Source organism: Paenibacillus sp. FSL K6-1566 (assembly GCF_038050475.1).
Taxonomy (GTDB): domain Bacteria; phylum Bacillota; class Bacilli; order Paenibacillales; family Paenibacillaceae; genus Paenibacillus_AQ; species Paenibacillus_AQ lactis.
In genome coordinates, this window is the sequence record NZ_JBBOSR010000001.1 from 5,732,012 (window position 1) to 5,757,972 (window position 25,961).

At 52.2% G+C, this 25,961-nt stretch carries 27 protein-coding genes and 1 riboswitch; of the genes, 8 read left to right on the forward strand and 19 right to left on the reverse strand.

Annotated features, from left to right (window positions below; all coding sequences use genetic code 11):
• Positions 1–121 precede the first annotated feature (121 nt).
• Both NST08_RS25730 and NST08_RS25735 read left to right on the forward strand, forming a co-directional pair.
• Entirely contained in the window at positions 122–1,012 is an 891-nt protein-coding gene (locus NST08_RS25730; RefSeq protein ID WP_007131772.1) for an AraC family transcriptional regulator, read from the forward strand.
• The gene (locus NST08_RS25735; RefSeq protein ID WP_340898966.1) at positions 1,009–1,377 is read left to right on the forward strand and encodes a hypothetical protein; all 369 of its coding nucleotides are present in this window, start codon (positions 1,009–1,011) and stop codon (positions 1,375–1,377) included. The genes NST08_RS25730 and NST08_RS25735 overlap by 4 nt, the downstream gene beginning before the upstream one ends.
• 71 nt (positions 1,378–1,448) lie before the next feature.
• Here NST08_RS25735 and NST08_RS25740 read toward each other — a convergent pair whose 3' ends face one another.
• From NST08_RS25740 to NST08_RS25750, 3 genes are read right to left on the reverse strand one after another with little or no spacing between them, the layout of a single operon-like run.
• Complete coding sequence (locus NST08_RS25740) at positions 1,449–2,231, reverse strand: Cof-type HAD-IIB family hydrolase (RefSeq protein WP_340898965.1); 783 nt, start codon at positions 2,229–2,231, stop codon at positions 1,449–1,451.
• 23 nt (positions 2,232–2,254) lie between these two features.
• Positions 2,255–2,905 (reverse strand): ribonuclease H, encoded by a 651-nt coding sequence (gene rnhA, locus NST08_RS25745; protein WP_340898963.1) that lies wholly within the window; start codon positions 2,903–2,905, stop codon positions 2,255–2,257.
• Between the two features lie 38 nt (positions 2,906–2,943).
• A complete protein-coding gene (locus NST08_RS25750) occupies positions 2,944–3,159 on the reverse strand; it encodes a hypothetical protein (protein ID WP_340898961.1) in 216 nt (71 codons plus the stop codon).
• A 152-nt stretch (positions 3,160–3,311) separates the two neighbouring features.
• Here NST08_RS25750 and NST08_RS25755 point away from each other — a divergent pair, with 152 nt between their 5' ends.
• Together NST08_RS25755 and NST08_RS25760 are read left to right on the forward strand one after the other, a co-directional pair.
• The gene (locus NST08_RS25755) at positions 3,312–4,259 is read left to right on the forward strand and encodes a helix-turn-helix transcriptional regulator (RefSeq protein WP_028405070.1); all 948 of its coding nucleotides are present in this window, start codon (positions 3,312–3,314) and stop codon (positions 4,257–4,259) included.
• Positions 4,260–4,341: 82 nt separating this feature from the next.
• Entirely contained in the window at positions 4,342–4,875 is a 534-nt protein-coding gene (locus NST08_RS25760) for a DinB family protein (RefSeq protein WP_340898956.1), read from the forward strand.
• Between the two features lie 209 nt (positions 4,876–5,084).
• On the opposite strand, the gene NST08_RS25765 is transcribed toward NST08_RS25760, so the two are convergent.
• Genes NST08_RS25765 through ehuB form a run of 9 tightly spaced genes read right to left on the reverse strand, consistent with a single transcriptional unit; the run spans position 5,085 to position 11,781 of the window.
• Positions 5,085–5,615 carry a DUF2179 domain-containing protein gene (locus NST08_RS25765; RefSeq protein WP_340898954.1) on the reverse strand — a complete coding sequence of 177 codons (531 nt, stop codon included), beginning with the start codon at positions 5,613–5,615 and terminating at the stop codon, positions 5,085–5,087.
• The gene (gene thpD, locus NST08_RS25770; protein WP_007131780.1) at positions 5,612–6,520 is read right to left on the reverse strand and encodes an ectoine hydroxylase; all 909 of its coding nucleotides are present in this window, start codon (positions 6,518–6,520) and stop codon (positions 5,612–5,614) included. Before thpD ends, NST08_RS25765 begins: the two co-directional genes overlap by 4 nt.
• Before the next feature lie 14 nt (positions 6,521–6,534).
• Positions 6,535–6,927 carry an ectoine synthase gene (locus NST08_RS25775; protein ID WP_007131781.1) on the reverse strand — a complete coding sequence of 131 codons (393 nt, stop codon included), beginning with the start codon at positions 6,925–6,927 and terminating at the stop codon, positions 6,535–6,537.
• Positions 6,928–6,929: 2 nt separating this feature from the next.
• Positions 6,930–8,213, reverse strand: coding sequence for a diaminobutyrate--2-oxoglutarate transaminase (gene ectB, locus NST08_RS25780; protein WP_341342429.1), 1,284 nt, complete (start codon positions 8,211–8,213; stop codon positions 6,930–6,932).
• 17 nt (positions 8,214–8,230) lie between these two features.
• Positions 8,231–8,743 carry a diaminobutyrate acetyltransferase gene (ectA, locus tag NST08_RS25785; RefSeq protein ID WP_007131783.1) on the reverse strand — a complete coding sequence of 171 codons (513 nt, stop codon included), beginning with the start codon at positions 8,741–8,743 and terminating at the stop codon, positions 8,231–8,233.
• A gap of 37 nt (positions 8,744–8,780) precedes the next feature.
• Positions 8,781–9,629 (reverse strand): ectoine/hydroxyectoine ABC transporter ATP-binding protein EhuA, encoded by an 849-nt coding sequence (gene ehuA, locus NST08_RS25790; protein WP_340898951.1) that lies wholly within the window; start codon positions 9,627–9,629, stop codon positions 8,781–8,783.
• A gap of 12 nt (positions 9,630–9,641) precedes the next feature.
• Positions 9,642–10,304: an ectoine/hydroxyectoine ABC transporter permease subunit EhuD gene (gene ehuD / locus NST08_RS25795; protein ID WP_007131785.1), complete on the reverse strand. Its 663-nt coding sequence runs from the start codon at positions 10,302–10,304 to the stop codon at positions 9,642–9,644.
• Positions 10,305–10,307: 3 nt separating this feature from the next.
• Positions 10,308–10,961, reverse strand: a complete 654-nt coding sequence (gene ehuC, locus NST08_RS25800; protein ID WP_007131786.1) for an ectoine/hydroxyectoine ABC transporter permease subunit EhuC — start codon at positions 10,959–10,961, stop codon at positions 10,308–10,310.
• 1 nt (position 10,962) lies between these two features.
• Positions 10,963–11,781 (reverse strand): ectoine/hydroxyectoine ABC transporter substrate-binding protein EhuB, encoded by an 819-nt coding sequence (ehuB, locus tag NST08_RS25805; RefSeq protein WP_083832658.1) that lies wholly within the window; start codon positions 11,779–11,781, stop codon positions 10,963–10,965.
• Positions 11,782–12,254: 473 nt separating this feature from the next.
• Positions 12,255–12,401, reverse strand: a riboswitch (cyclic di-AMP (ydaO/yuaA leader).
• 558 nt (positions 12,402–12,959) lie between these two features.
• On the opposite strand from ehuB, the gene NST08_RS25810 reads away from it, so the two are divergent.
• Positions 12,960–13,772 carry an exosporium glycoprotein BclB-related protein gene (locus tag NST08_RS25810; RefSeq protein WP_341342430.1) on the forward strand — a complete coding sequence of 271 codons (813 nt, stop codon included), beginning with the start codon at positions 12,960–12,962 and terminating at the stop codon, positions 13,770–13,772.
• Between the two features lie 78 nt (positions 13,773–13,850).
• Here NST08_RS25810 and NST08_RS25815 read toward each other — a convergent pair whose 3' ends face one another.
• On the reverse strand, positions 13,851–14,594 hold the full coding sequence (locus NST08_RS25815; protein ID WP_028405074.1) for an SDR family NAD(P)-dependent oxidoreductase: 744 nt from the start codon (positions 14,592–14,594) through the stop codon (positions 13,851–13,853).
• A 240-nt stretch (positions 14,595–14,834) separates the two neighbouring features.
• Between NST08_RS25815 and NST08_RS25820 the strand changes: the two genes are divergently transcribed.
• A complete protein-coding gene (locus NST08_RS25820) occupies positions 14,835–15,194 on the forward strand; it encodes a hypothetical protein (RefSeq protein WP_034273107.1) in 360 nt (119 codons plus the stop codon).
• A gap of 114 nt (positions 15,195–15,308) precedes the next feature.
• Here NST08_RS25820 and NST08_RS25825 read toward each other — a convergent pair whose 3' ends face one another.
• Positions 15,309–16,388, reverse strand: coding sequence for an AI-2E family transporter (locus tag NST08_RS25825; protein WP_007133223.1), 1,080 nt, complete (start codon positions 16,386–16,388; stop codon positions 15,309–15,311).
• 226 nt (positions 16,389–16,614) lie between these two features.
• Between NST08_RS25825 and cls the strand changes: the two genes are divergently transcribed.
• Both cls and NST08_RS25835 read left to right on the forward strand, forming a co-directional pair.
• Positions 16,615–18,063, forward strand: a complete 1,449-nt coding sequence (gene cls / locus NST08_RS25830) for a cardiolipin synthase (protein ID WP_007133222.1) — start codon at positions 16,615–16,617, stop codon at positions 18,061–18,063.
• 124 nt (positions 18,064–18,187) lie between these two features.
• Complete coding sequence (locus tag NST08_RS25835) at positions 18,188–18,589, forward strand: VOC family protein (protein ID WP_028405075.1); 402 nt, start codon at positions 18,188–18,190, stop codon at positions 18,587–18,589.
• 354 nt (positions 18,590–18,943) lie between these two features.
• Here the strand turns inward: NST08_RS25835 and NST08_RS25840 are convergent, their stop codons facing one another.
• From NST08_RS25840 to NST08_RS25860, 5 genes are all read right to left on the reverse strand, one after another.
• Entirely contained in the window at positions 18,944–19,408 is a 465-nt protein-coding gene (locus NST08_RS25840) for a DUF2269 family protein (RefSeq protein ID WP_051425118.1), read from the reverse strand.
• Between the two features lie 33 nt (positions 19,409–19,441).
• Positions 19,442–20,113 carry an FMN-dependent NADH-azoreductase gene (locus tag NST08_RS25845; RefSeq protein ID WP_210095556.1) on the reverse strand — a complete coding sequence of 224 codons (672 nt, stop codon included), beginning with the start codon at positions 20,111–20,113 and terminating at the stop codon, positions 19,442–19,444.
• Between the two features lie 347 nt (positions 20,114–20,460).
• Complete coding sequence (locus NST08_RS25850) at positions 20,461–20,871, reverse strand: VOC family protein (RefSeq protein ID WP_007133217.1); 411 nt, start codon at positions 20,869–20,871, stop codon at positions 20,461–20,463.
• 188 nt (positions 20,872–21,059) lie between these two features.
• Complete coding sequence (locus tag NST08_RS25855; protein ID WP_341342431.1) at positions 21,060–24,806, reverse strand: glycosyl hydrolase family 18 protein; 3,747 nt, start codon at positions 24,804–24,806, stop codon at positions 21,060–21,062.
• Between the two features lie 607 nt (positions 24,807–25,413).
• Positions 25,414–25,782 (reverse strand): YybH family protein, encoded by a 369-nt coding sequence (locus tag NST08_RS25860; protein ID WP_341342432.1) that lies wholly within the window; start codon positions 25,780–25,782, stop codon positions 25,414–25,416.
• Positions 25,783–25,961 lie beyond the last annotated feature (179 nt).

Here is a 25,961-nt window from a genome sequence, read left to right on the forward strand (position 1 = left end):
TCCTGTACGTCCTTCGTTTCATTCACCATGAGTATAGGCTGTGTTACAATGAACGGGAATGTGTGAAAGTTACTCTTTTTGTACAAAAACGACTTCGCGTCATTGGAAAGGGTGCATTTCCATGCTGGCGATGAATGCCGATTACGTGCCGAGAATCAAGCTGATGGGCTTTGTCTCATACAAAAATCCCTGGATCCATTTCAAACGGAACACGCATGAATACATCCTTTATTTCATCAAGAAGGGCGAGCTTCATATTCGGGAGAACGGAATCCCTTACATCCTGCGAAAAGGCGATTTGCTCGTGCTGGAGCCGCATGTCGACCATGAAGGAATCGAGAAGCATACATGCGATTACTACTATATCCACTTCGAGCATCCCTGCATCGAGGCCGTGCCGGAGCAGCCGCTTTCGCTGCTGGCCGAGCAGTGGATCATGACAAACAGCCAGGCCCCTGGCGGCGGAAACGGGAGCAGGAAGCTATATTTTCCGAAGAACTGCTCCTTGACGCAGAAGAAGAGTCTCCATCATATGGTTCACGCGCTGGGAGAAATGCTGCAGCTCTATCGGCGGAAGCATTTTAACCGCACCATGACCGCCTTGAAATTCATGGAGATGCTGATCGAGCTGTCGCGCCACAGCCTGTTCGATGAGCTGGAGCAGAACAGTCCGTATACCAAAACCTACATGAAAGTGCATGCCCTTCTGGATTATATTCATGAGCACTACGCCGAGAAAATCACGAGCGCCGACATCGAGCAGCGTTTTGAATGCAACTACGACTATATGAACCGAGTATTTGCGAAGCTCACGGGCCATACGATCATGCGCTACGTGAACCAGGTCCGCATCAACCATGCTAAGGAACTGATCGAGGCCACCCATCTGAGCTTCGGGGAGATCGGATATTTAACCGGCCTGGACGACCCGTTCTATTTCAGCAAAGTATTCAAAAAATATGTAGGGATCTCCCCGAACCAATATTACAAGCAGGTGCATGAGGCGGAATGACAAGCGAGGATGGGGATAACTTTCTGGGCGAGCCGCCCATTCGCTTTGTTATCCTTGCACTTTTCCACATTTGTTCACAAATCCGGGATAACTCCCCCCTCCAAAAGCGCCTGGGCGCTCAAATATCCATAGCATCCGTGGATGATGTTCATAACTCTGTGTATAACGAACTTTTTAGCGATGTTATGCACAGCGGAATTCAAGTTCCTCTCCGCGAGGCGCAACGTTTATCCACATGCTGTGGCATGGATTTTTTCGCATCATACGCCGTGACGGCCATTGGGCCGATGGAGTATCCGTGTTGGAACGATGAGACGGCTGCAGAAAAACAAAAACTTGGGATGCGGCAGTTCTCTTGTATCTGATCCAGCTGTCCCGAATATGAGCATATCTATATAAAAAAGCCAAGGACAGCTATCCCCTGCCCTTGGCTTCCTTAAATTAATCCCGCATGCCGCAGCCCATGGCGAATGCCGCCTTCGTTCACATGCTTGGTGACGAAATCGGCCAGCGGCTTCACCTCTTCGTGCGCATTGCCCATGGCGATGCCGAGCCCGACGTACGACAGCATTTCTTTATCGTTCAACCCGTCCCCGAACGCTACGGCTTCGGCCGGGGTAATTCCAAGATGCTTCAGCACCGCTTCAATCCCCTTCGCTTTCGAGCCGCCTCCCGGAATGACGTCCATCGCCACCCGATGCCAGCGCACGAAGTTCAGGTTACCGAACGGAGCTTCGGCCGACGTGTACAGCGATTCCTCGTGAGCTTCGCAATACAGCAGCGCTTGATACACCTTCGCTTCCTTCCAGTAGCTGCTTCTGTAGCCGGGCACCTCGACCCGCAGATCATGGAACGATTCGGCAACGAACGGATGCTCCTCGTAGTTGGCATACCCTGCTTCGGCCCCCTGCATCACGATTGGATGGTTGTTCGCAAGCGCGGTGCTTTCCAGCAATTCCAGCGTTTTTTCCGGAATCGGGTGCTCATGCACGACTTTTCCTTTGTACACGACATAAGAGCCGTTAAAGCTGACAAAGGAATCGATGCCGAGCGGCTTCGCATAGTGCTGAAAATAATAAGGCGCCCGCCCGGTTGCAATAAATACATCGATGCCGCTCTCCTTCAGCTGTGCAATCGCCTCGATCGTATCCTGCGGAATTTCCTTCTCTTCATTAACAAGTGTTCCGTCAATGTCGAAAAAAACGGCTTTATACGTCATTGTATGGCCTCCTCCTGATGTCTCTATTTACGCCCGTAGTCGGCTTTAATTTCTCCCCAGCTCTTGGTCTGCCACTTGAGCAGCTTGTTGGAATACGTATTGTTACGCAGCCAGCTTTCGGCGCGATCCACCAGATCCCAGATTTCCTTGGTGGAGGCGTCCCTCGGCAGCGTCGACACCACCTTCTTCTGCTTCACCCATTTGATCGCGTTCAGGGAATCGCTGTACACCGTCTTGCTGCTGCCGATCTTCTTCAGATAGGCCAGGGCGTGGACGATCGCCAGAAACTCGCCGAGATTATTGGTGCCCTTCGCAATCGGCCCGCAGGAGAAGAGGATGTCCCCCGTTCGGGTATCTACGCCTTTATATTCGACCGGTCCGGGATTACCCCGTGTTCCCACATCAACCGAGATGCTGTCATAGTCGATCTCGCCCGGATCCTCCGCCGCCATGGACCGGCTGCGCTTATATCCCGCGCTTCCCTGTCCGGCCGAGGATTGTCCCCAGTAGTTTTTATATCCTGCGGCAAAGGCTTGCTCCGCTTCGCTTCTAGATTCGAACGCCTTGAACTTTGCGCCCGTATATTGATTCACCTGCTGCTGGCACTCGGCCCAGCTTGTATAAATGCCGGGAACTTTGCCGACCCAGACCACGTAATATTTTTGCTTTGCCATGCTAAACCTCCATCCTGCTTGCTAACCTCTCTAGCGTACTATACCACAACCCGTAACCCAATAAAAAAAGCGCCATCGTCTCCGATCCGCTTTTTATGCTTGATCTTATTCAGCTGCTCCTGCTTGCCCGGCTTCACTCTCACATGCTGGGACAGTGCGCCGAAATCCTCGTTTGTCTTTCTCATCATGACGGCACTCCATGTGCCTGCGCGTTCCGCCTTGCGGCGCGCCTTCTGCGTCTTGGTACGGGCCATGCGCGTTCACACTCCTTGGTCTTATCTGCTTGCACCTTTATTGTACGTGAAATCCGTGCGGAATGGAATCATCCAACATGTTTACAACCTTGCTATGATATAATACGGAATCAATGGAGAATGAATCCGCATTCTCTTGAAAGGATGGTCTCATGAAGCTGGAACGGCTCATATCGATGATCTACATGCTCCTTAATAACGAAATTTTATCGGCGTCCGCCCTGGCTGAAAAATATAACGTATCCCAGCGGACCATATACCGGGACATTGACGCCATCTGCGCGGCCGGCATTCCGGTCGTATCGTACCAAGGCGTGAATGGCGGCTACGGCATCATGGAGCAGTACAAGATGGATAAAAGCCTGCTCGGTTCCTATGACGTCAGCGCCCTGATCACCATCCTGCACAGCATGTCGACCGTGTTCGAGGATGAGCGTGCGCTGGATACGATCCAACGGCTGCAAACGATCGATCGTTCCGGAAACACAGGGCCCCAGGGGCTTTCGATGGACATCGGCAGCTGGCGCACCCATAACGAATCGCTGAGGCTCCTTCGCGGCGCCATCACCAACCGGCAGACCGTGGCCTTCCAGTACATCAGCGCCAAGAACGAGCGCATCCACCGCAAGGTGGAGCCTCTGCGCCTCATGTATAAATTCGGTGCCTGGTACCTGTACGGATACTGCCGGACGCGGCAGGACTATCGGGAGTTCCGCATTTCCAGAATGTCGGAGCTGACCTCCTCGGCGGAGCCGTTTCAGCGCAACCATGCGGAGGAACACACGCAGGGACCGGGTCGCCAGGCTTCGTCAAGGGACGAAGAACGCCGCGCCTGGGAATCATCGCCCGATGCCCGGGAGGTCGTGCTGCATGTATCGCCTAACGCCCTCGCCAGAGCCATGGATCAATTCTATGACGTGCACCGTGAATTTCTGGAGGACGGTACGCTCCGCCTGACGTTCAAAGTTGAACAGCCGGAATCCTGGTGGTTCTGGTCAACCCTAATGAGCTTCGGGGACGATATTGAGATTATCGAGCCTGCCGAGCTTAGAAGCATGATGAAATCCAAATTGCAAAAAATGCTGCAACGCTACTCGTAAAGTATGACAGTCCGCTGTCATACTTTTTTGTTTACACTGGATTCAAGAACGAAACCCAAGCGTTAAAGGAGAGATGATTGAAATGACATATCCCGTAAAAATGTATCAATACCATGCATGGGCGAACCAAGCGATTTTCAACCGGCTGCTGGAGCTGCCCGGCGAGCTGTACAACCAAAAGATCCACAGCGTCTTCCCGTCCGTAGCCGCCGCATTGATTCATATCTATACCGTCGACTTCAGCTGGCTGAAGGTTTTGACAGGCTCGGATATGAAGGATGCATTGACGGAAGCCCATCAGATGGGCGGAGAGCTGGAAGACCTCGGCGCCGAGGAGCTGCAGCTGCGGTTCATCGAGCTGTCCGATGGTTATCTGTCTTTTTTCCGCGGCCATCCGGATCTCGAACAGCTGATCACCTTGGATAATCCGTATGCCGGCATTCGGGACACCCGCCAGTCCGAAATCGTGCTGCATGTAGTGAATCACGGCACGTATCATCGCGGCAATATTGCGGCCATGCTGCGCCAGCTCGGAAGCTCCTCCACCATGACGGATTATGCGTTTTTCTGGTATCAGGAGGAGGCCGCGGTTCACCCGCCGTTCGTCAACCGCTGACTTCAGTGGAATGAGACGAACGCCAATCCGTTCAACGAGGCATTTCGCCTTCGATCCCGCAAGCACGCCGAGGGCTGGATACCGATTTTTTGCCGCCCGGCTGCAGCTCCCTATCGCCCTTCCCGAAAGAAAGCCCGCTTTTTGGAATTTCGGATTCCAGAAAGCGAGCTTTTCGCTTTGAAGCACATACTCTCTTCGGACCTCATGAATTACGGTCTCCGTCCCTCGGTCAACCTGACCCAGAAGCCGCCCTTAAAGTTCTTCGGCTCATGGGAAATGATGAAGGCCTGCGGCGAAAGCTTGTTCAGCGTCTCCATCAAGCGCCGCTCGTTCTTTCGCTTCACAAGTACCTGCAGCACCAGACGTTTGCCATCCTTGCCGTCCGCCTCCCAGGAGGTGACGCCGTAGCCCTTCTCTCGCAGCTTCATTGCCAAATCCGTCTCCAGGGAGTTGACGATGACTTGAACGACAAGGTAGCCAAGAGCTAAATATTCCTCGATCCGGCTTCCGATATAAACGCCAAGGCCAAAGCCGAGACAGTACGCTGCCATGTTAAAGGGATTGTCTACATTTTGAAGGACCAGGTTCAGACCAAGCAGATAGACAAAAACCTCCAGCATGGCCAGAAGAGAGGCAATCCCTCTTCTGCCTTTGATCATCAGGATCAAGCGCAGCGAAAAAATCGAGACATACACTACGTTGATGCCGATGATCGAGCCTATGAGAGACAGGCTGATCATAAATGATCACGTGTTGCGATATACTCCGGTCTAGGCTTCTGGCCTGAATATGGCTGGACGACCTTGTTCTCCACACTGTTGTAGACCATGAAGATGTTGCTGCGCGGCATCGGCGTGATGTTGCTGTTCGAGCCGTGCATGATGTTGCAATCGAAGAGAATGACAGAGCCCGCTTTCCCGATAGGGGTATCAATTCCACTCTTCTCTACCATCCGCGTCAGACTGTCATGATCCGGTACCCCGTATTCCTGTTTCCGCAACGAATCCTTGAAGTGATTGTCCGGCGTCTTTCCGATACAGGACACGAATTCTTTGTGGGAGCCCGGAACGACCATGAGCGGACCATTGAAATGATAGTTGTCCTCAAGGGCTATGGAGCAGCTGAGCGCCCTCATTCTAGGCATGCCGTCCTCGACATGCCAGGTTTCGAAATCCGAGTGCCAGTAGAACTCCTTCCCGGTAAACCCCGGTTTATAGTTAATCCGGGACTGATGGATGTAGGTCTCGCTTCCCAGCAGATATTCCACGATCGCCAGCAAACGCGGGTGCCTTGACAGCTCCTGGAATACCGGATTGCTCTTATGCACCGCAAAAACGGATCGAACCTCGTTTCCGCCGGGCTCCCGGATCACCTCCTCGTCTTCGGACGTCCCCGCTGTTACCTGCAATTCACGGGCTTCCTTCTGATAATGGCTCAATTCCTGTCCACCGAAGAACCCCTCCAGGAACAAATAGCCGTTACGCTCATAGAAATCGGACTGCTCCTTCGACAATGCGGCGTCAGGTGTCCACTCCGAATGAACAACCGGGTCCTGTCGCTCTAAGATTCTAGGCTCCGCATGCTGCCTCGAAGGGTACAGATCCAATTCCTTATCCTGCAGGGTCGATTCTTGGCTATAGCTCATCACTTATCATCTCCTTAGTCCGTAATAGAGGATAACAGCGGGTACGTGCCTTCTTCGTCATGCACTTCGGCACCGGTAAGCGGCGGGTTGAACACACACACCATGCGCATCTGGGAACGGGCTCTGAGGTAATGCTTCTCATGTCCGTCAAGCGCGTACATCATTCCGGGCTCAATCAGGTAGGTCTCTCCCCCGACTACTTCGATTTCGCCCTCGCCTTCGACGCAGTACACGGCTTCGACATGATGTTTATACCAGATCAGGGTCTCTGTTCCGGCTTTAATCAGCGTATCATGCAGAGAGAAGCCCATCCCGTCCCTGGCCAGCAGAAGCCTTCTAGAATTCCATGTCTCCGTATCGATATCGTCCTTCGAATCCATAATGTCCTCCAAATGCTTCACAATCATCATTAGCCCTCCTCAATAGATAAACGCTTCATGCTGGTTTCTAACATTTCCACCCCCTCGTTCAATGTGCTCATCTCGATCGTCAGCGGCGGCATCAGCTTCGCCACTTCACCATGCGGGCCGGATGTCTCCATGATCAAGCCCTGCTCGAAGGCGATTTCCGACAGTCTGCCCGCAAGCTCAGGTCTATCAAAGGCAATCCCTTGAATCATTCCCCGTCCGCGAATCTCACCGCCCAGAGAACATTCCCTCGTCATGCTCTCCAGTGTCTCCCGAATCCGGCTGCTCCGGATGCCGATTTCAAGCTTGAACTCCTCCGTCGCCCAATAATCGAGCGCCTCCGCGGCGGCAATAAAGCCAAGGTTGTTGCCCCGGAAGGTGCCGTTATGCTCGCCCGGCTGCCAAATGTCGATCTCGGGTTTCATCAGCGTGATGGCCATTGGCAGGCCGTATCCTCCAATTGATTTGGACAGGCAGATAATGTCCGGCTCGATGCCGGCATCGTCGAAGCTGAAGAAGGTTCCGGTTCTTCCGCATCCCATCTGGATGTCGTCCAGAATGAGCAGTATGCCTTTTTCCTTGCACAGACGGGAAAGACGCTGCAGCCATTCATTGCTGGCGGCATTCAACCCGCCTTCCCCCTGAACCGCCTCCACGATGACTGCAGCCGGAAGCGGTATCCCGCTTCCGGGATCATCCAGGAGCTTCTCCATATATGCCATCGTATCCACGTCTTCGCCAAAGTATCCGTCATAAGGCATAAATACCGAATGGCTCAGATCGACGCCGGCCCCCTGGCGTTTGAAGGCATTTCCCGTTACGGCGAGCGAGCCTAGCGACATGCCGTGGAAGGCGTTCGTGAAGCACAATACCGTAGAGCGTCCGGTCACCTTCCGGGCGATCTTCAACGCGGCTTCAACCGCATTGGTGCCTGTTGGCCCGGGGAACATCACTTTGTGGTTCCAACCTCTCGGCTTCAGAATGACTTCCTCAAATCGGATCAGAAAGTGCTCCTTCGCGTCCGTGGCCATGTCCAGGCTGTGCGTAACTCCGTCATGCATCATATAGTCCACCAGCTTTTGGCGGATCCTTTCATTGTTATGTCCATAATTCAGCGCGCCGGCACCGGCGAAGAAATCAATATACGCATTGCCCCGGGTATCCCAGAGCCTTGCATTTTTAGCCCTGTCAAAAACAGTCTGAAAACTGCGGCAATAGCTTCTTACTTCCGACTCCAGCTTGTCAAACACCGTAAGCTTCGGCATCTCCATGACTTGGTTGTCCATATTTCCCTCCATTTTGTTTAAATGTCATTGAAAAAAGGGCCAATCACGAACAGCGGCTCATCCTCATGGATCGTTCCATCCGGGAACAGATCCGCCCCGTAACCGACGGTTACCGTGCTGGGGATCGACTTCTCTTCGGCAAAGCCGAGAAATAACCGCCGGGATGCGATATTACTGGGCGAAACGGTCGCCTCAATAAATCGGACACCGCGGCAAGCCGGTTGGTTCAGAATGCTCTCCAGCATCGTCCGGGCGATTCCCTGCCTCCGATGCGAGCTCGCCACCGCCACCTGCCATACAAACAGCGTCTCGGGATTTCGTGGCGAACGAAATGCAGAGATAAATCCGACAATCTCCCCTTCATGCTCGGCGATCATGCAGGTATCGTTGAAATAATCGCCCAGCAGGATATAGCAATACGGGGAGTTCAGATCGAGTGAACCCGTGTCGCGGACAAGCTCCCAGATCCGGGTGCCGTCCTGCGCTTCCGGTCTTCGGTAAATGATTTCGGTACGTGTCTCAACTGCCATAGGAATCACCCCCCCCTTCCTGATTCATCACCACGTTTTAATCGCGACCGGAGCGGAAGCGCTGCAAAAAGCTCCGCAGCCGTTCGCTCTTCGGATGATCGAAAATCTCCTCCGGCGTTCCCTGCTCGACAATCCGGCCATCGGCGCCGAAGATCACCCGGTCGGCAATCTCTTTAGCGAAATCCATCTCATGCGTAATCAGCAGCATCGCCATCTCGCCTTCCTCGGCGATCTCCCGGATCACGGCAAGCACCTCGCCCACCAGCTCGGGGTCCAGTGCGGACGTCACCTCGTCGAACACCATCACCTTCGGCCGCATAACGAGCGCTCTTGCTATGGCGACACGCTGCTTCTGTCCCCCGGACAGATTCGCCGGATACATCTTCAGCTTATCGGCAAGGCCTACCTTGCCCAGCATGGACACTGCACGTTCCTCCGCTTCTTCCTTGGACAAGCCGAGCACTTTGCGCGGAGCCTCGGTAACGTTTCGCAGCACATTCATGTGCGGGAACAGATTGAAATGCTGGAACACCATTCCGACATTGCATCGCATCCGGTGCAGATGCTTTTCGTCCGCCAGGACGAGCTTTCCCTTATGGTACATATGCCAGAGCAGCTCGCCGTCGACCTCGATCGTGCCTTCGGTCGGCTCCTCGAGCGTCATCAGCATCCGGCCCAGCGTCGTCTTCCCCGAACCGCTCGGACCGATCACGGCCACCTTCTCTCCGGGCTGGATCTCCAAATCGATGCCTTTGAGTACCTGCAGCTCGCCGAAGGATTTGGTGACCCCTTTATATCTCACGATCGGCTGCATACCGGTTGAAGGCTTTTCCTCCGTCCGGGACGGCAGGGCCTCCTCCTGTTCGTCGATCACAACTGCATTCATCGCTTTCCCTCCTCATTGTCCCCGCTGCAGATTCATGCGCTTTTCCAGCCTTTGAACCAGCAGCGACGCGATATAACTGATGATCAGGAATAAAATTCCGACCAGCGTGTACGGCTCGAACGCCCGAAAGGACTGGGACACGATATTTTTAGCCGTCATCATCATTTCCACCAGCGTAATCGCACACAAAATCGGCGTTTCCTTAAACATCACGATCAAATAGTTCCCCAGCACCGGGATGATCGGCGGTACCGCCTGCGGCAATATGATGCTGCGCCAGGTCTGGGCCTTCGTATAATTCAGCGCCGTTGCCGCCTCCCACTGCCCCTTCGGTACCGCTTCAATGCCTGATCGGTACACCTCGGACAAATAGGTGCTGTAATGCAGCCCCAGTCCGATCACTCCAGCATAGAAGGCGGGGATCGAGATGCCCATTAGGAGCGGCAGACTGTAATACAGAAAGAAGACTTGCACGAGCAGCGGCGTGTTTCGGATAAACTCAATGATTCCTTTGGTGATCAGCGACAGTGGCTTAAATCGGCTCCGCGCGGCAAAAGCCAGCAGCAACCCAACAATAAGCGCAACCACGAACGCACAGAGCGTTACCCATACGGTCATTTGGAGCGCCCGCAGCAGCTCCGGTAAAATATCAAATGCATAATTCCAATCCCACATAGGCTACATCCTCCCCGCCGTCAATTTCCGCTCGAGCAGCCGGACCGCCACCGCAACGAGCGTAGCGATCACAAAGTACAACAGGAGCAGCAGCGCAAGAATTTCCGTCGTCCAGGCAATATAGTTGTTGCGGAGCACCATCGCCTGATAGGTCAGATCCGCCATCGTGATGAAATAGACGAGCGACGTTGACTTAATCAGCTCCACCAGCTGGTTCCCGAACGGCGGCAGCATCCTAAGCGTTGCTTGCGGCAAAATCACGTTCAACATCCGCTGCCAGGGCTTCAGGTTGAGCGCGACCGCTGCCTCCCATTGACCTTTGGGTACCGCGAGCACCGCACTGCGGACAATCTCCGAGCCGTACGCACCGAAGTTGAGCCCGATTGCCAAAATAGCCGCCAGCATTTTCGGAAGCTCGATGCCGATGAACGGAAGGGCGAAGTACAGCCAGAATAGCTGAACAAGCAGGGAGGTACCCCGAAAGACCTCCACATAAACAGCGGCTAGCGTGCGCAGGATCCACAGCTTGGATAACCGGGATAGTCCTGCCGCAAAGGCTGCAACAATCGCAAGCATGGCGGAAAATATCGCGACCAGGACCGTAATTTCCGCGCCCTTCAACAGTGTGGGAAGGAACTCAATCCAGGAGTTCGGCATGCTATTTCCCGCAGAGCGCAGCCGCTGTCATGTCGCCCGGCAGCTCTTCCTCGGTAAATCCGAACTGCTGCAAGATTTCCAGGAGCTCGCCGGATTCTTTCATTTTTTGCAGCTCCGCATTATAGGCTTCCTGAAATTCGGTGTCCGCTTTCCGAAATGCGGTCGCGCCGTACCCGCGCACGCTTTCACCGTCAATGACCGGCTGCTCAAAGTCGGTTACGCGCTCGATGCTCTCATCGCTTGCGGAATCCAGCATTGCCTGCAGCGACGGTCCCGTCATCGTGATTGCCTGCACACGGTCCGCCTGCAGCGCACTGATTGCCGAAGCCTGATCAGGCACCTGGACAATGCGCTCGGAAGGAATGCCCGACTTCTCCATGTATCCGATCTCGACGGCACCGGTCATGACGGCGACCTTGGCATCATCATCCTTGGCAACATCTGCATAGCTTCCAAGCCCGAGCGGATTCCCCTTCTTTACCGCCAGCGCTTCCCCGATACTGTACTCCGGATCGGCGAACAAGACTGCCGAGCAGCGTTCCGGATTAATGAACATCCCGGCCGTTATCATGTCGAACCGGTCGGCTTGCAGCCCCGCTACAAGCGACCCGAATTCGGTAAGCTCCCCCCTCATTTCCTTGATGCCAAGGCGCTCCAGAATGACGCGGGCAATTTCGACCGCCTCGCCGGTAAGCTCGCCGTTCGCCTCCTTGTAAGCGTACGGCTTCTCATTCGCAAAGCCGACCGTGACATACCCACGTTCAATCGCCTGCTCCAGCGTGCTCCCTTTCTCGCCGCAAGCGGCCAAGGATACCACCATAATCAAACACCAAACCAGCACAATCACTTTCTTCAAATCCTTCCACAACCTTTCGTTAATCACATGAACTCCTATAATCCTCGATAATGACCCAAAGAATTTCTTAAACACCCGGCATCAACTCGATGAGCTTAAGTAACCAGTTGAACAATCAACGACACGCAAATAACAAAGTTTATAGATAGATTTACTGGGGATTTTTGAAGCTCTTGTCCCCGCGCACCATCATCAGGCTTCAAGGGACCGAACTCCTGCATCGCCCTGTTGCTCTAACTACAGCGCCTCTTCTAGACCACTTCAGTTGAAGACACATTACAGCCTGTCATCCTCCTTTCACATCCCATTCAAAGTCCACGCAAAAAAGACCTCCGAACAGGGGAATTGGACACAGCTCCGCCAGCAGGGGGTCAACATAGAGAAAAAGGCCCCTATAGAGAATCAAGGGCCTTTGTTTATGAACATCGGTTATGTATAAAAGACCCATCCACTGCTGACGAGGTTAGCTGACGGACTCGGGTAAGATGGTACCCTACACTCTGAAATCAAGTGACTCGCCCCTGATAAAACTGGTTCCCCCGCTTTCCGTCATGTGCATGCCGGAAACTAAGCGTGTGTTCATGATAAAAGGAAACCCAGGAAAAGTCAAACCCGTTTCGCGCATTTTTGATCCCTTTCAGGAGTCATTTCCATGCCGGTACGAAGGTGACCTCATGCTTCCGTTAACCGAGGATTGGGGGGGCGGCAGCTCATCTCGGTATATTGCCCGGAGCGTGCAATCCGCTTAACAGCAAGGATTATCGCCACCCAGCCCCCGAAGTTCATCCCATTGATCTTTCATGCGGTTAATGATCGGTACGAAAGGTGGCAAAGGAGACTTCGTACTTCCCCGAAAAAAAAATTTTTTTCGTGCGCTGGATGACATCCTATTGCTTGTCTTTATCCCCCGCTCATTTCAGCCCGCGCCGGGCCTGTCTCAGACGGAATCGGTGGGCCCCCTACTATAGGGCAACCGTACATTCTAGCAAATAATAGGCATCCTTCTACCAGGAATACGCTATTAACCCATGCCCCCAAGGCAAAAGTTGCGTAGTATAGAACAAATCTAAAGGAGGTGCTTGAATTTGGATCGTTCTCTTAGAAAAAAGAAATTGTGCTCACCTAAAAAAATAGAGAAAAAAGTGCTTCACGCTAAAAAGAAATGCCACGATCATGGCAAAGGCAAACACGATCACGGTAAAAAGGATCTGGTGCTTGTGCGCCGCTGTCCAAGAGTTTCGCGCGGGCGGATTGGACCGGTTGGGCCTGTCGGACCGATTGGGCCGATCGGACCTGCGGGACCGCAAGGCATTCCAGGGCCTGCAGGACCACAGGGCATCCCTGGACCGGTAGGGCCGGCTGGACCTGTCGGACCTGCGGGACCTGTCGGACCTGTCGGACCTGCAGGACCTGCGGGTGTACCGGGGATACCTGGCGGAGGCGCCATCATTCCGTTCGCTTCCGGTATCCCGCTTGCCTTGACAACGCTTGTCGGCGGGTTGGTTGGAACGGTCGGACTGGTAGGCTTCGGCAATTCCGGACCAGCGGTCACCTTGGCTGGCGGAACCGTCGACCTTACCGGCGCTGGGGGAACACTGCTTGACTTTGCATTCAACACGCCGAGAGCAGGCACCATTGATGCGATCTCGGCAACCTTCAGCACTACGGTAGCGCTCTCCTTGGTTGGAACAACCGTTACGATCACAGCACAGCTGTACAGCGCCCCGGCAACAAGCAATATTTTCACCCCAATTCCAGGTGCGGTTGTAACGCTGGCTCCTCCGCTTACCGGCGTTCTTGCCCTTGGTACAGTCAGCAACGGTTTTGTGGACGGTCTGGCCATTCCAGTAGCGGCCAATACCCGCTTGCTGATGGTATTCTCAGCTACGGCTTCAGGAATCACGATCGCTACTGCCGTAGCTGGCTACGGAAGCGCTGGTGTCAGCATTATATAATTCGCCCTAGATATAATAGAGCTTCCTTGGAATATGCAAAAAGCCCCGAGTCCTCTCGGGGCTTTCTTGTGCAGGCATTTAAACCGCTGTATATCCTCCATCAACCAAGAGGGTCGTCCCTGTTATAAACGATGCATCATCACTGGCCAGAAACAAGACTGCCCTCGCTACCTCTTCCGGCTGTCCCAAGCGCCCCATCGGATGAAGGCTGACCAGATGCTGCGTAATGGCTTCCGTCCGTCCCTGGATCAGCGGGGTGTCGATATATCCAGGACATACGGCGTTAATCCGGATGCCTTTCGAGGCATAATCGGCCCCCATGGATTGCGTCAACAGCTTCACCCCGCCTTTGGCTGAAGCATAAGCGGTTACCCCGGATTTGCCGACATGGCTGTGGATCGAGCCGCAATTTACGATCGCGCCGCCGGTGCCTTGGGACAGCATTTGCTTGATCACGTACTTATCGCACAGAAAGACGCCCGTTAAATTTATATCGATCGTCCGCTGCCAATTGTCGAGCTCCAGCACATCGGCCGGTGCATCCTTCGCAATCCCCGCGTTGGCGAATAAAACATCAATGCGTCCATAATGGTTCACCGTCTGCTCAACCATGCGGATCACTTCCGATTCCTTGGTCACATCGGTCTTGACGAACAGCGCCTCATACCCGTCTTGTCTTAATTGATCCGAAAGGGTTTGTCCACGATCTGAAAAATCCGCAATAACCACCTTTGCCCCTTCTTCTGCGAACAGCCGGACCGTCGCTTCACCAATCCCGCTCGCGCCGCCGGTTACAATGACAACCTTCGACTGAAATCTCATGTTCGTCCCACTCCTTGGCTTGAAAATTTTCGACTCCAAACAGCATGACTATGTCACACATAATGGTATTAACCTAGCGTGAGCATAATCCCCCATATCTATTCTATTTTCATCCGAAAATGGGCCTCCCATGAACGGAAGGGACAACCTAATTATTTCCATTAGAATCTAAACATGGACAGACTGTATAATCATTCAGTACTACATCAACATGACATCATAAGGGGGGCACAATGTCTATTGAATACGTTCGATAAAGGTACACGGTTCATTCAGGTAACCGGTACGCTGGAGCGGGACCGCTTCACATTCCACACCTGCGAATGGAAGCTGCTCGTTGAAACCAGCCGGTATTATGAAATCAAGCCGGGCAGCGGATCTGTAAAGAGATTATATAAGGAAAAGCTGCATGTCATCCTGAATGACAGCAGCCATTACAAGCATGCAGCATTGTCCTGCTCCGCTTTTTGCATGAAAGAGCGGGAAGCCGAGATCCGGGTTCAAATATTGCACCATTTGAAGCAGCGAATACAGGAGCTTAAGCAGGATTTGCAGCATAACCTGGATGCGCTGGAATCAGCATCGGGCCAAATCACATAGACAAAAAAAAGCAAAGCCGCAGCCGTACGATGTCCATGACAGCGTAACCTCGCTGGGCTTTTTCCATTACCATCTGCGTCAAGAAGGAGTCGCCCCGATTCGAATATCAGCAGACTAAGCCTTCTCCCATTTTTCCTTAAAGAACAATTGGTACACTCTCTTTACGATAATCTTCACGATCATATAGATCGGAACGACAAGCAGGATCCCGATAATGCCGCCGAGGTCTTGTCCTACCAATATTAAAATGATGATCGTAACCGGATGAATATCCAGCTGCTTGCCGAAAATATACGGCCCGATCAAATTGTCCTGAATCTGCTGGGCGGCCAAAATGACCAGGAGCGACCATATCGCGGTTCCTGGCGACTGGATGAACCCGATAATGACGATCGGAATCGAGGATAGAATTGCCCCGATAAACGGAATAAAGTTGGCAATGACGGCCACCACCGTCAGCAGCAGCGCATACGGAAGCCCGATGATCAGAAAGCCGATGTACATCAGCACGCCAAGGGCCAGATTGACCAGCACCCGGCCGACAATAAACCCTTTCAGGGCGTTATTGATCTCATCCAGCACGGATGCCCCCTCGTCCTTGAAGCGGTTCGGAAGAAAGCCGACCAGCATTTTGCCGAATTTGCCCCCCTCCTTCAGCATGTAATACAGAAGAATCGGGAAGGTAAACAGCACGATCGCGAAATTCGACACAAAGGAGAACAGGTTCATGATGTAGTTGGTGAGGAATGAGAAGCCCCGGTTCAAGTAGTCGGTCAGCTGCGTCAACGGGGTAACGTCTCCGGGAAACAGATCCTGCAAAAAGCCGCTCTGCTCCAGCTCGTGCAGCTGATCGCCCAGTGCGGCGAACAGTGCCGGCGCATTCTGTACGAGCGCAACGACCTGATCCCTCAGAGAAGGCCACACCCACAGGATAAAGCCGGTCAGGATTCCCGCGAACACGACATACAGCAGCAGGATCGCCAGCGATCGGTTCAGCTTCCATCTTTCAAGCAAATCGACCAGCGGCCGCAGCAGGTAAAAGAAGAATCCCGCCAGCATCAACGGCACGAGCGTAATCGAGAAGAACGAGAGGACCGGCTTGAAAATAAAATCGACGAGCGATCCTAAATATATGATGGCCAGGATCAGAATGACGGCAAAGCACAGTTTGAAAAATTTGTTCATTCTTATCAAATAGGGTGCTCCTTATCTCCACAAAGTTTCATTCATCGTATCATGACAGAGTGCAGGGATTCAAATGGCGAGCGCGCTGTTTCGCCGCTCCCTTACCTTATGAAACAGGCACTTGACTAAAAATCTAGGGATTAATCCATACTGCGGTTATATACTTCTCCTAACAGCTCACGTATAATATGAAGGATTGCAAGGGCGAGGCTGAAGTTTAGGAGGATTTTTTGCAATGCATGTGACATCCATTATTTTGGGTCTGGTCATCGTTCTGAATATCTTGTTCGCCATCGTGGTCGTTTTCAAGGAGAGACGCGATGCCGCGTCCACGTGGGCGTGGCTGCTGGTGCTGTTCTTCATCCCGATTCTCGGGTTTGCGCTGTACCTTTTATTTGCCCAAAACTTAAAAAGCGTGAGACTGTTCCATTGGGACGATCTTCAGAAGACCGGAATCGAGAAGGTGCTGCTCTCCCAGATGGATTCCATGTATCGGGGAGACTTTTCGTTCGCGAATCGGGCCGCACAGGACAACCGGGATCTGATCCATATGCAGCTCAACGAGAATCAAGCCATTTTTACGGACGATAACAATGTCGAGATTTTTACGGACGGCCGCGACAAATTCCAGCGCCTGTTTCAGGATATCGAGGAAGCGAAGGAATACATACATATTCAGTACTACATTATCCGGCGGGATCAGCTTGGCAAACGCCTGATCGCCCTGCTGACGAAAAAGGCCCGGGAAGGCGTCAAGGTTCGCGTCCTCTATGATCAGCTGGGCTCGCGAAAATTGACGAAAGGGTTCTTTAAGGCTTTTCGGGAAGCGGGCGGAGAGGCCGAGGCCTTCTTCCCTTCCAAGCTCCGCTTCATCAACCTGCGGCTCAATTACCGCAATCACCGGAAGCTGGTCATCATTGACGGCGATATCGGGTATGTTGGCGGTTTTAATGTCGGGGACGAGTATCTGGGGTTGAACTCAAGGTTTGGTTATTGGCGGGATACGCATCTGCGCATACAAGGAGAAGCCGTCTATGCGATGCAGGTCCGCTTCATTCTGGACTGGAATCAGGCATCGCATCACCATGACATTGTCTACGAGCCGAATCTGTTCCCCAAGATCAATTCACCGGGTAACGTCGGTATTCAGATCGTAACCAGCGGTCCGGATTCCGAGTATGAGCACATCAAGAACGGGTATATCAAGATGATCACTTCGGCTAAAAGATCGATCTATATCCAGACCCCTTATTTTATTCCTGATGCAAGCCTGTTTGACGCGCTTCGGATCGCTTCGTTGTCCGGGGTCAAGGTGCATCTGATGATTCCGGACAAGCCGGACCATCCCTTCGTCTATTGGGCGACATGGTCTTATATTGGAGAGATGCTGCAAACCGGGGCGAATGTGTATTTGTACAATAACGGGTTCATTCATGCCAAGACCATCATTATCGATGAGACTATCTCCTCGGTCGGCACGGCCAACATCGATGTCCGAAGCTTCCGGCTGAATTTCGAGGTCAACGCCTTCCTTTATGATGAGCTGCTGTCCCGGCGTTTGACGGAGATTTTCCATCACGATCTGCGCGTATCCAGCCTGCTCACCTTGGAGGAATATGAGAAGCGGTCCAGATGGATCAAATTTAAGGAGTCGATCTCGCGCCTGCTGTCTCCGATTTTATAGACTGCCTAAGGGTTCATATCGGAGGAAGGTTAAGTTAGCAATCCATAAGAAATTCGGGAGTATGGATACCTATATACTTGAATCAAGGAAAGGCTCCAATCTTACTTTCGAAAGGATGTTGATTATGGCGAAGTTGACACCGTACATATTCTCCGAGGATGCTAAAGCGCAGGCTGAGTTTTACACGAGCGCACTGGGAGGCGAAATCCTGTCCGTGAAAACCTTCGGCGAGCTTCCCGGCTCCAACGAAGAAATGAAGGACAAGGTTTTGCATTTAAGCCTTGTTGCCGGAGGGGTTCCCATTTACATGTCCGATTCCATGTATCAATCGCTGGATCGAGGGAACGGAATGCATCTGACCCTGGCGTTTGACAGCGATGCCGAGGCGCATGAAGCATTTGACCGGCTGTCTGAGGGCGGGAAGGTTGTCGATCCGCTGAAGCCCCAATTCTGGGGAGCGCTGTTCGGCGTAATTGAAGATAAATTCGGCGTATTATGGCAAGTGACGACCGAGGCGTCGGCCTAAACGCCGGTCCATTCCATTGAATCGGTAATACCAAAGCGGCCGCCAGTTCCTCAGAGAACTGGCGGCTGTTTCATTTTATCCATAGGGGATACCCGCTGATGCATATGTGCATGCACTCGTTCGTGTGTCCGTATACACATGTGCACTACTTGGTCGTATCCAGCTGATGCATACATACACCTACATTCGTTCATGCCCAGCATGTAACGTGTACTACATTCGTTCGCGCCCCAATTATGCATACGTGCATGTCATCCATTCGTGGTCCGTTATGCATACGTGCATGCATCCATTCGTGGTCCGTCATGCATACGTTCGTGTTCCGCTCGCGTATCATTCATCCCCCCATACATACTAAGGCTTCAACACCATCAGCAAGATCAGAATGACAATCCCCCCTTGAACAATGAGGATATGGGGCAATGCCTGCGACCATAACCGTCGGTAGGTTCGCTCCAGATCGGCTTGCGATACGGTGGATGACTCTACCAGCGTATACAAGGACCGAATTCGCGGCCTGACCGCAAATTTCATGTAAAGGCCGATGACGGGCACCAGCACAAGGGCCGCAACGTACCACAGCATCTGAAATAGAACCGGCTCCATCCATCCCATCAGCAGTCCCGTGACCAGCTGAAGGATCATACCCGTATCCGTCAAACGATCCAGCCTCCGGGCAGTCCCGTGCGCGTATCTCAGCGAACCGGCACCTCCTGCGGAAGCCTGCGGGAAAACAAGAAACCGCTGCAGATAAAATGCCGGGCCGATCATGGCGATGGCCGATATCACGTGAATGATCAAAATCATCGTATAAGCCATAATCACCCTCCCATCTCATTTTCAAAGATGATTTTATGACCTGAATGTTATCCCTGTCCGAAGGTCCTCGTCCCTAATCCAGTGCAAGACCGCCGACTCTGCAGCCTGGAAAGCTTCAGCCAAAATTTCACTCCGATCCAGGACCGCGTGCCCCTGCGCACGGATAATCCTGTAGTCCGTAATACCAAGAAACGCAAACATCGATTTCAAATATTGATGCGAATATTCAACCTCGCTGTACCAGTCGCCATTCGTATATATACCGTCACTTCCCTGGATAACTACGACGCTCCGGCCATCGGTCAGGAGTCCTTCCGACCCGTTCTCCGTATAACGGAATGTTTCCTTCGGGATGATAATATTATCCATATAGTCCTTGAGCTTGGACGGAATATTGAAATTATGGAGCGGCATGGCAATCACATATTTGGACGCCCATTTGAACTGCCGCAGAATCTCGGACATGCGGAGCATCAGATTCTCCTCGACATCCGTTAGCCTCTCCCCGGTCTCAAGCTTAGCCCAACCGTTCAGCATATCGGCCGTAATGGCCGGCACCTCCTCACGATACAGATCAATCTGCTGCAACTCATGATCGGGGTTTAGCTCTCTGTACTTGCTTATAAAGCGGTTAAGAACCTGCAGGCTAAGGGAATGATTGCTCGTAACGAGGGGATGGGCATTGATAACTAATACTCTTTCCATAGGAATCACACTCCTGTCATCATATATCTTCATATCAATCGGCGGTTTGCGAAGCATCTCAATCGTGCTTGATTCACCTCCTGAAACCGGAACTGAAAAAGGAAAAGAGCGATATCTAGAGGAGATTAATCATTGGTGATTTATATTTGTTGTTTGTACATACAACTATAATCGATTTCCAGTTAAAAGTAAAGCCAGTAATCTGGCCTCTTTAAAGTTTTTCTATGTGTGTATCTCAAAAACGAAAGCGGCAGGTACGCCCGATTATGTCTGGCGTACCTACCGCTTCCTATGCATGCTTTGCTGTCCCGTTAGAATACAGCAACCATCAAACTTATGGAAGGTTATTATTGAACGTTGCTTGGATCCATGTACAATACTTCCCACAAATGACCGTCCGGATCCTGGAAGCTCCAGCTGTACATAAAGCCATGATCCACCGGATCATTGGAAGGCGATCCTCCTGCAGCCAGCGCATTGTTGACGATTTCATCAACCTGCTCCTTGCTCTCGGCCGACAACGCCAAGATTACCTCGGTCGTATTGGCCGCGTTGGACAGATCTTTTTTGGTAAAGGTTTTGAAATAGTCCTCCACCAGCAGCATCGCAAAGATGTTGTCGCCGATCATCAAACACGCAGCGTTCTTGTCCGTAAATTGCGGATTGAATTCAAATCCGATCTTCGTAAAGAAGTCCTTCGTTCTGTCCAAATCCTTGACCGGCAAGTTAACAAAGATATTATCACATTTCAACGCCATAACAGATCACCTCATCCATTTGATAGGTCTATCTTAACATGGGATCCTTAGCAGGATTTCTCTTTAATTGCTATGTTCGAACTTGGCCTGTCGCCTCCATGGTTCATAGCGATGTTTATAAATAAGGGGGCCTCTCGAACCATTCGCTCTGTCTCGAGAAGCACCCTTAATCCTTATGGGTGAGTCATCTAGTTCAGTAATCCAAGTGTGCGAAGCGTCCTCATTACGGTAACCACCGTCTGTGCCTTGGTCACATTGGATTTCGGATCAAATTTTGTTGTGGATACGCCATGCATGATCTTGTGTTTGACGACCATTGCAACGGCCGACTTCGCATAGGAAGAAACTGCGGAACGATCCTTAAAGCCATCGAGCACGGAGGCACCTGCATCCTTGGTCATGCCGGCATAAGCCAGCACGTTGTCTAGGATAACGGCAAGCTCCTCTCGGGATATCGGACTGCTCGGATCAAAGGTCCCCCCTGTTCTGCCCTTCACCAGTCCCGCTGCCTTAGCCGCAGCAATTTCTCCGGCATAGGCGGATTTTGGATCTACATCTGCAAAATTCGTATAGCTTTCATCCGGCAGAAGACCGAGCGCGCGAACGATGATCGCCACAATTTCAGCCCGGGTGATGGATTTATTGGCACCGAAGTTACCGCTATTATCCCCGGATATGACCCATTTCGCGGCGGCTTGTGCTGCATCCTCCGCTGCCCAGGCCGGGATCGCATCCTTGAACTTCATATCCTGCTGTGCCAGCACGTAGATGCCATTGCCGGTTTTCTTAATTTCCACGGTCACGGTACCGTCAGCGTTCACCTTAAACAGCGTCGGCACCGAACGCAGCTCGTTCAGCCCCGGAATATAAACGACGCCGGTTGCTCGCTTCGTGTTAATCGCTTTGGCATCTACCGTGATAAATTCACTTACGTATAATTTTCCGTAGTGCTTAAGTTCCGTAGCTGTTTGGTCGGCATGAAGCTGCTCCAGCTTGAACAGAAGCGGTGTACTTAGCACCTCTTTCCCTTTCAGAAGCGCTTCGGCTCCCTTGAGGTCTGCCTCGGAAGGGGCTGTAACCGATACCTTCACCGGGCCGGCAACCGTAATAAGCGCAGCCGGAATCCTGTACTCGGTTCCATTAACAAGGATCGACAGGCTGGCGTTTGGTCCTTTTTTCGCAACGGCTGCAATGACCTCTTGCGGTATTTCTGCCTCTGCTTGCTTTGCCTTGTCGCCGGCATCAATTCGGAAATTGACTGAATCCGAAGCGTTAATGGCCTGAACAGCCGCAGCTACCTGAATTGTAATGACGGCTTTATCTCCCGAAAGAACTACCTGCGCGTCCAACTGATCCTTCTCCTTAGGCGGCTGAGGTACAGGAGATGGAGCTGAGCTTGATCCGCCTGATCCGCCGGAGCTGTCCGATCCGCCCGAGCTGCTGCCGGACGTTGTGATACTGAGCTGCTTTGATGCGCTCGAGACACGATGAATCTCATCGCCTGTGCGGTCTACGGCCAGCACATGAATCTTGTAATTGTTCAGCGGCTGAAGACCCTGAATCGTGTAAGCGCCTTTGCCCTCAGTCAACCCGGAAAGCGCGTGGTTCACATACACCTCATAGGTGGAAGCTCCTTCAACCGGATCCCATTCAAGCTGAACGGATTTGGATGTAACGCCAGACACCTTCAGATTGCTAGGTGCTCCGAGTGCAGCATCATTCGACTTGCCGTTAATCGGCAGGTCTTTAACAAGCTGATTCGTCAGCGTATAGTTCCGGTCCCCGCTAATATCCCAGCTCATGACCCCGGCGATATCAAGCGTTTTGACGAGGGATGCGGTGTACATCATTGTAGTTTTGTCATTGTACGTGATAAATACGTTGTTCTGATCATTATAGAGATAAGGCACTTTCGCATACTCGTTCCAGTATCGCTTGTAACCGTTCTTGCCGATATAATCGTTCTCAAGATGGCTGAAGTCGAACAGGGCACTCTCCCATGTTCCGACGCTTGAGCCCCCCTTGCAAGCCTGGTACTGCCCATTCGGTCCGCATCCGTCCCAGCCCTTGCCATAGTAAGGAACGCCTGCAATCAATTTATGCGGAGGCACGCCGCCGTTCAAATGCCCCATCAGCCCGCCGAGCACATGATTTCTTGCCGCCGACCGGGTTGGCAGGGCCTTATCATAGAAGAGCGGTGCATTATGGTGTCCTAATGTATCGGTCTTTCCGCTATAGTCGTATGTCATGATATTAATAAAATCGAGATACTGCACGGAATTCTCAAAATCGGCGTTCACCGTGAAATTGTCGCCTTGCCCCGACGCGATCGTCAGCAGATAGTACTTTCCGTCTTCACTGCCTGCTGCATCCAACGCCTCACGGACTGCTTTCATGAGCAGCGTGAAGTTTTCCTTATCCTCAGGTCCCCGGGAATTGGTCTCCAAACCGCCTTCCACCGGATATTCCCAGTCGACGTCCAGGCCGTCAATGCCGTATTCCCGCAGGAAATGGACCGCCGAGTTCGCGAATGCCCTGCGCGTCTCCTCCGTCCGTGCGATGTTCGAGAAATTGCCGGACCACGTCCAGCCTCCGACCGACACCAACAGCTTCAAATGCGGATTCGCTGCTTTAATCGATTCAAATGCCTTGAAGTTCTGAAAATCAAAGGTCGGATCTCCGATGATGATTTCTCCGTCATACACGTACCGGTTCTGGGCGGGAATGTTAGGATCTTCGCAGGCTCGCGCCCCGCTTCCGAACTTCTTCCAGCAGATGTCGGCAAAAGCATAGTTGATGTGCGTCAGCTTGGACACGTCCAAATCGTCAGGCTGCAGGTTGCGGGCATTGGAATCGGTACTCGCGGACCACGACGTGTAATACGTAATATTGTTATAATTGCTGCCAGGAACGACAGTCACCGCATCGCTCTCAGGAGAGGTCCACAGGCTATTTGCTCCCGTCACCTTGAAGGAATAGGTCTTTCCTTCTTCGAGCCCAGCAACCGTATACCGGTTCTGCTCGCTGGTGCCGATCTTTACGCCATCCTGGTAAATATGATAGGTTGTGGCGCCAGGAACCGGAGCCCAGCCTAGCGATACCGTCGACCGCGTCGCCGTTACAACTTGCAGCCCCTCAGGCTGAGCCAGCTCGCCCCATGTGATCGTAACCGTATTGCTGTTCGCGGACGTCTCGAGCGCGCCGTTCACCGTTCGCTGCGCCCCAACCATAAATTTATATGTCTGCCCTGCTTCAAGAGGGGAGTAGGTCGATGAGGTTGCGGTGTTCTCCCAGGTTCCACCTGCCCATGCCCCATTGACGTAAATGTCATAGGCGGCGGCACCCGGACTGGAGCCCCAGTCCAGCGTCACGGAATCCTCTGTTACGTCCGTAATTTTAAGACCGCTTGGCGGCGTTAACGGAGCTTCTTTATACTCGGTGACATCCTTCGTTGTCGTGAACTCCAGCACATTGCTCTTATGCTCCTGTTTCGTATCTTCATTCCATGTAATATAGATGCGGTAGGTGGTTTCCGGGGATAAGCCTGTCACGGCCCGGGTCCAATAGTTCCCCCAAGTCAGCCATTTGCCTGTATCGGCATCCCACACCTGAATATTGTTATCGTCCTCTTTAGGTCTGAAATCCCACTCAAAAATCGCCATATTATGGGAGACGCTGACCAATCTTAGATTTTGCGGGGCTTTCGGATCCTGGTTAGCTGCTATATCGTTCATGGAGGTCGGACTCTTGCCGTACGTGGAATTTGTTACCGTGATGGGCTCCGCTGACAAATCCGCAGCAGGAACCGTTGCCGGAGGGGGAAGATCGCCCTCTGCAGCATATACTGACACAGCAGGGGCAAGCGGAGTAAGAACTAGGAGCAGGACAAGCACCCCAGTGAGCCATTTCGAAAACCTTTTGATCATGAATGGCATGACCGTTTCACCTCAATTTCTCAAATTTCGATTTGCATACAGCATTTTTCATAAATGTCTGTTCTGTCCGTGATGTCATCGCATAACCGGCTTGCAGACGTCACAGCCCAAGCCGTTAATCATACATGAAACGTCTCTGCTAGGCGTTCATCTTGATGACTGGTCCGACTTCGCAAGGTGATCGAAATCCCATGATGATTGAAAGCGGTTACCGTATTTTTCATCTCAAAAATATGTACGGCAGACTCATCTCCCTTCTCCATGTCCAAACCTTCAATTTGGCCCCGAGCCCTGCTACAGCCTCCTTCCCCTGCTTTCAGCGGTTACATTTTTAATTTTAAATCTATTTGTATCATGGAACCTTACCTAGCAATTGAGAAGGGATACATTTTCATAGAACAGGGATAAAATCTTGTAATTTTATATTCTGTTAATAAATTGAAATCTCAGGAGCATCCAGCCTCAAGGAAGCAATTCTCATACTCAAACGCTTCGTGTACAAACCGTTCTATTTTCGGTGTTATGTCTTGGTAACAGAAAAAAAAAGCTGTCCCAAGCAGACACGCTACTAATGGAACAGCTCCCTTCACCTATATAGACGATTCCTCTACTTCAGCGGGCTAAGATGCTCATGCTTCAGCTTCCAAACTCCTTCCCCGTTCCGCACGAAAACATTGGTCGCTCTTCCCTTGCCGGTAGTAAACTTGCCTTGAGCATATCCCTCGTAGCGGTAGGTATAGATGCAGACCGCCGTCCCGGAATTCTCGGCAATCCACTTCACGTCGTCAGCGTAATAAACCTCGTCCCGAATGACGTCCCAGGCATGTTCGAAGTAAGCGCGGATCTCGTCCTTCGTAACGCAGCTGCGGTCCGAGAACCAGTAAACCGCATTCTCATCCAGCAGTTTAACCACTTGATCGAAATCATGGGTGTTCGTTGCCGATATGTATGCTTCCAGCGCTTGTTGGTATCCCATAAGTGTCTTCCCCCTATTTCCGTCTCTTTGCCAATCCCATGTCCATGATAGCTTGCTTTCGCCTTCGGCTCAATCCGTATCAAGAGAAAGAAGGCCATCCTGATCGTCATAAGATTTGTTCACATCTTGCCGTCCCCCCATGCTCCGGCATAGACAGGAAAGGGCCGAAGCGAATCCAT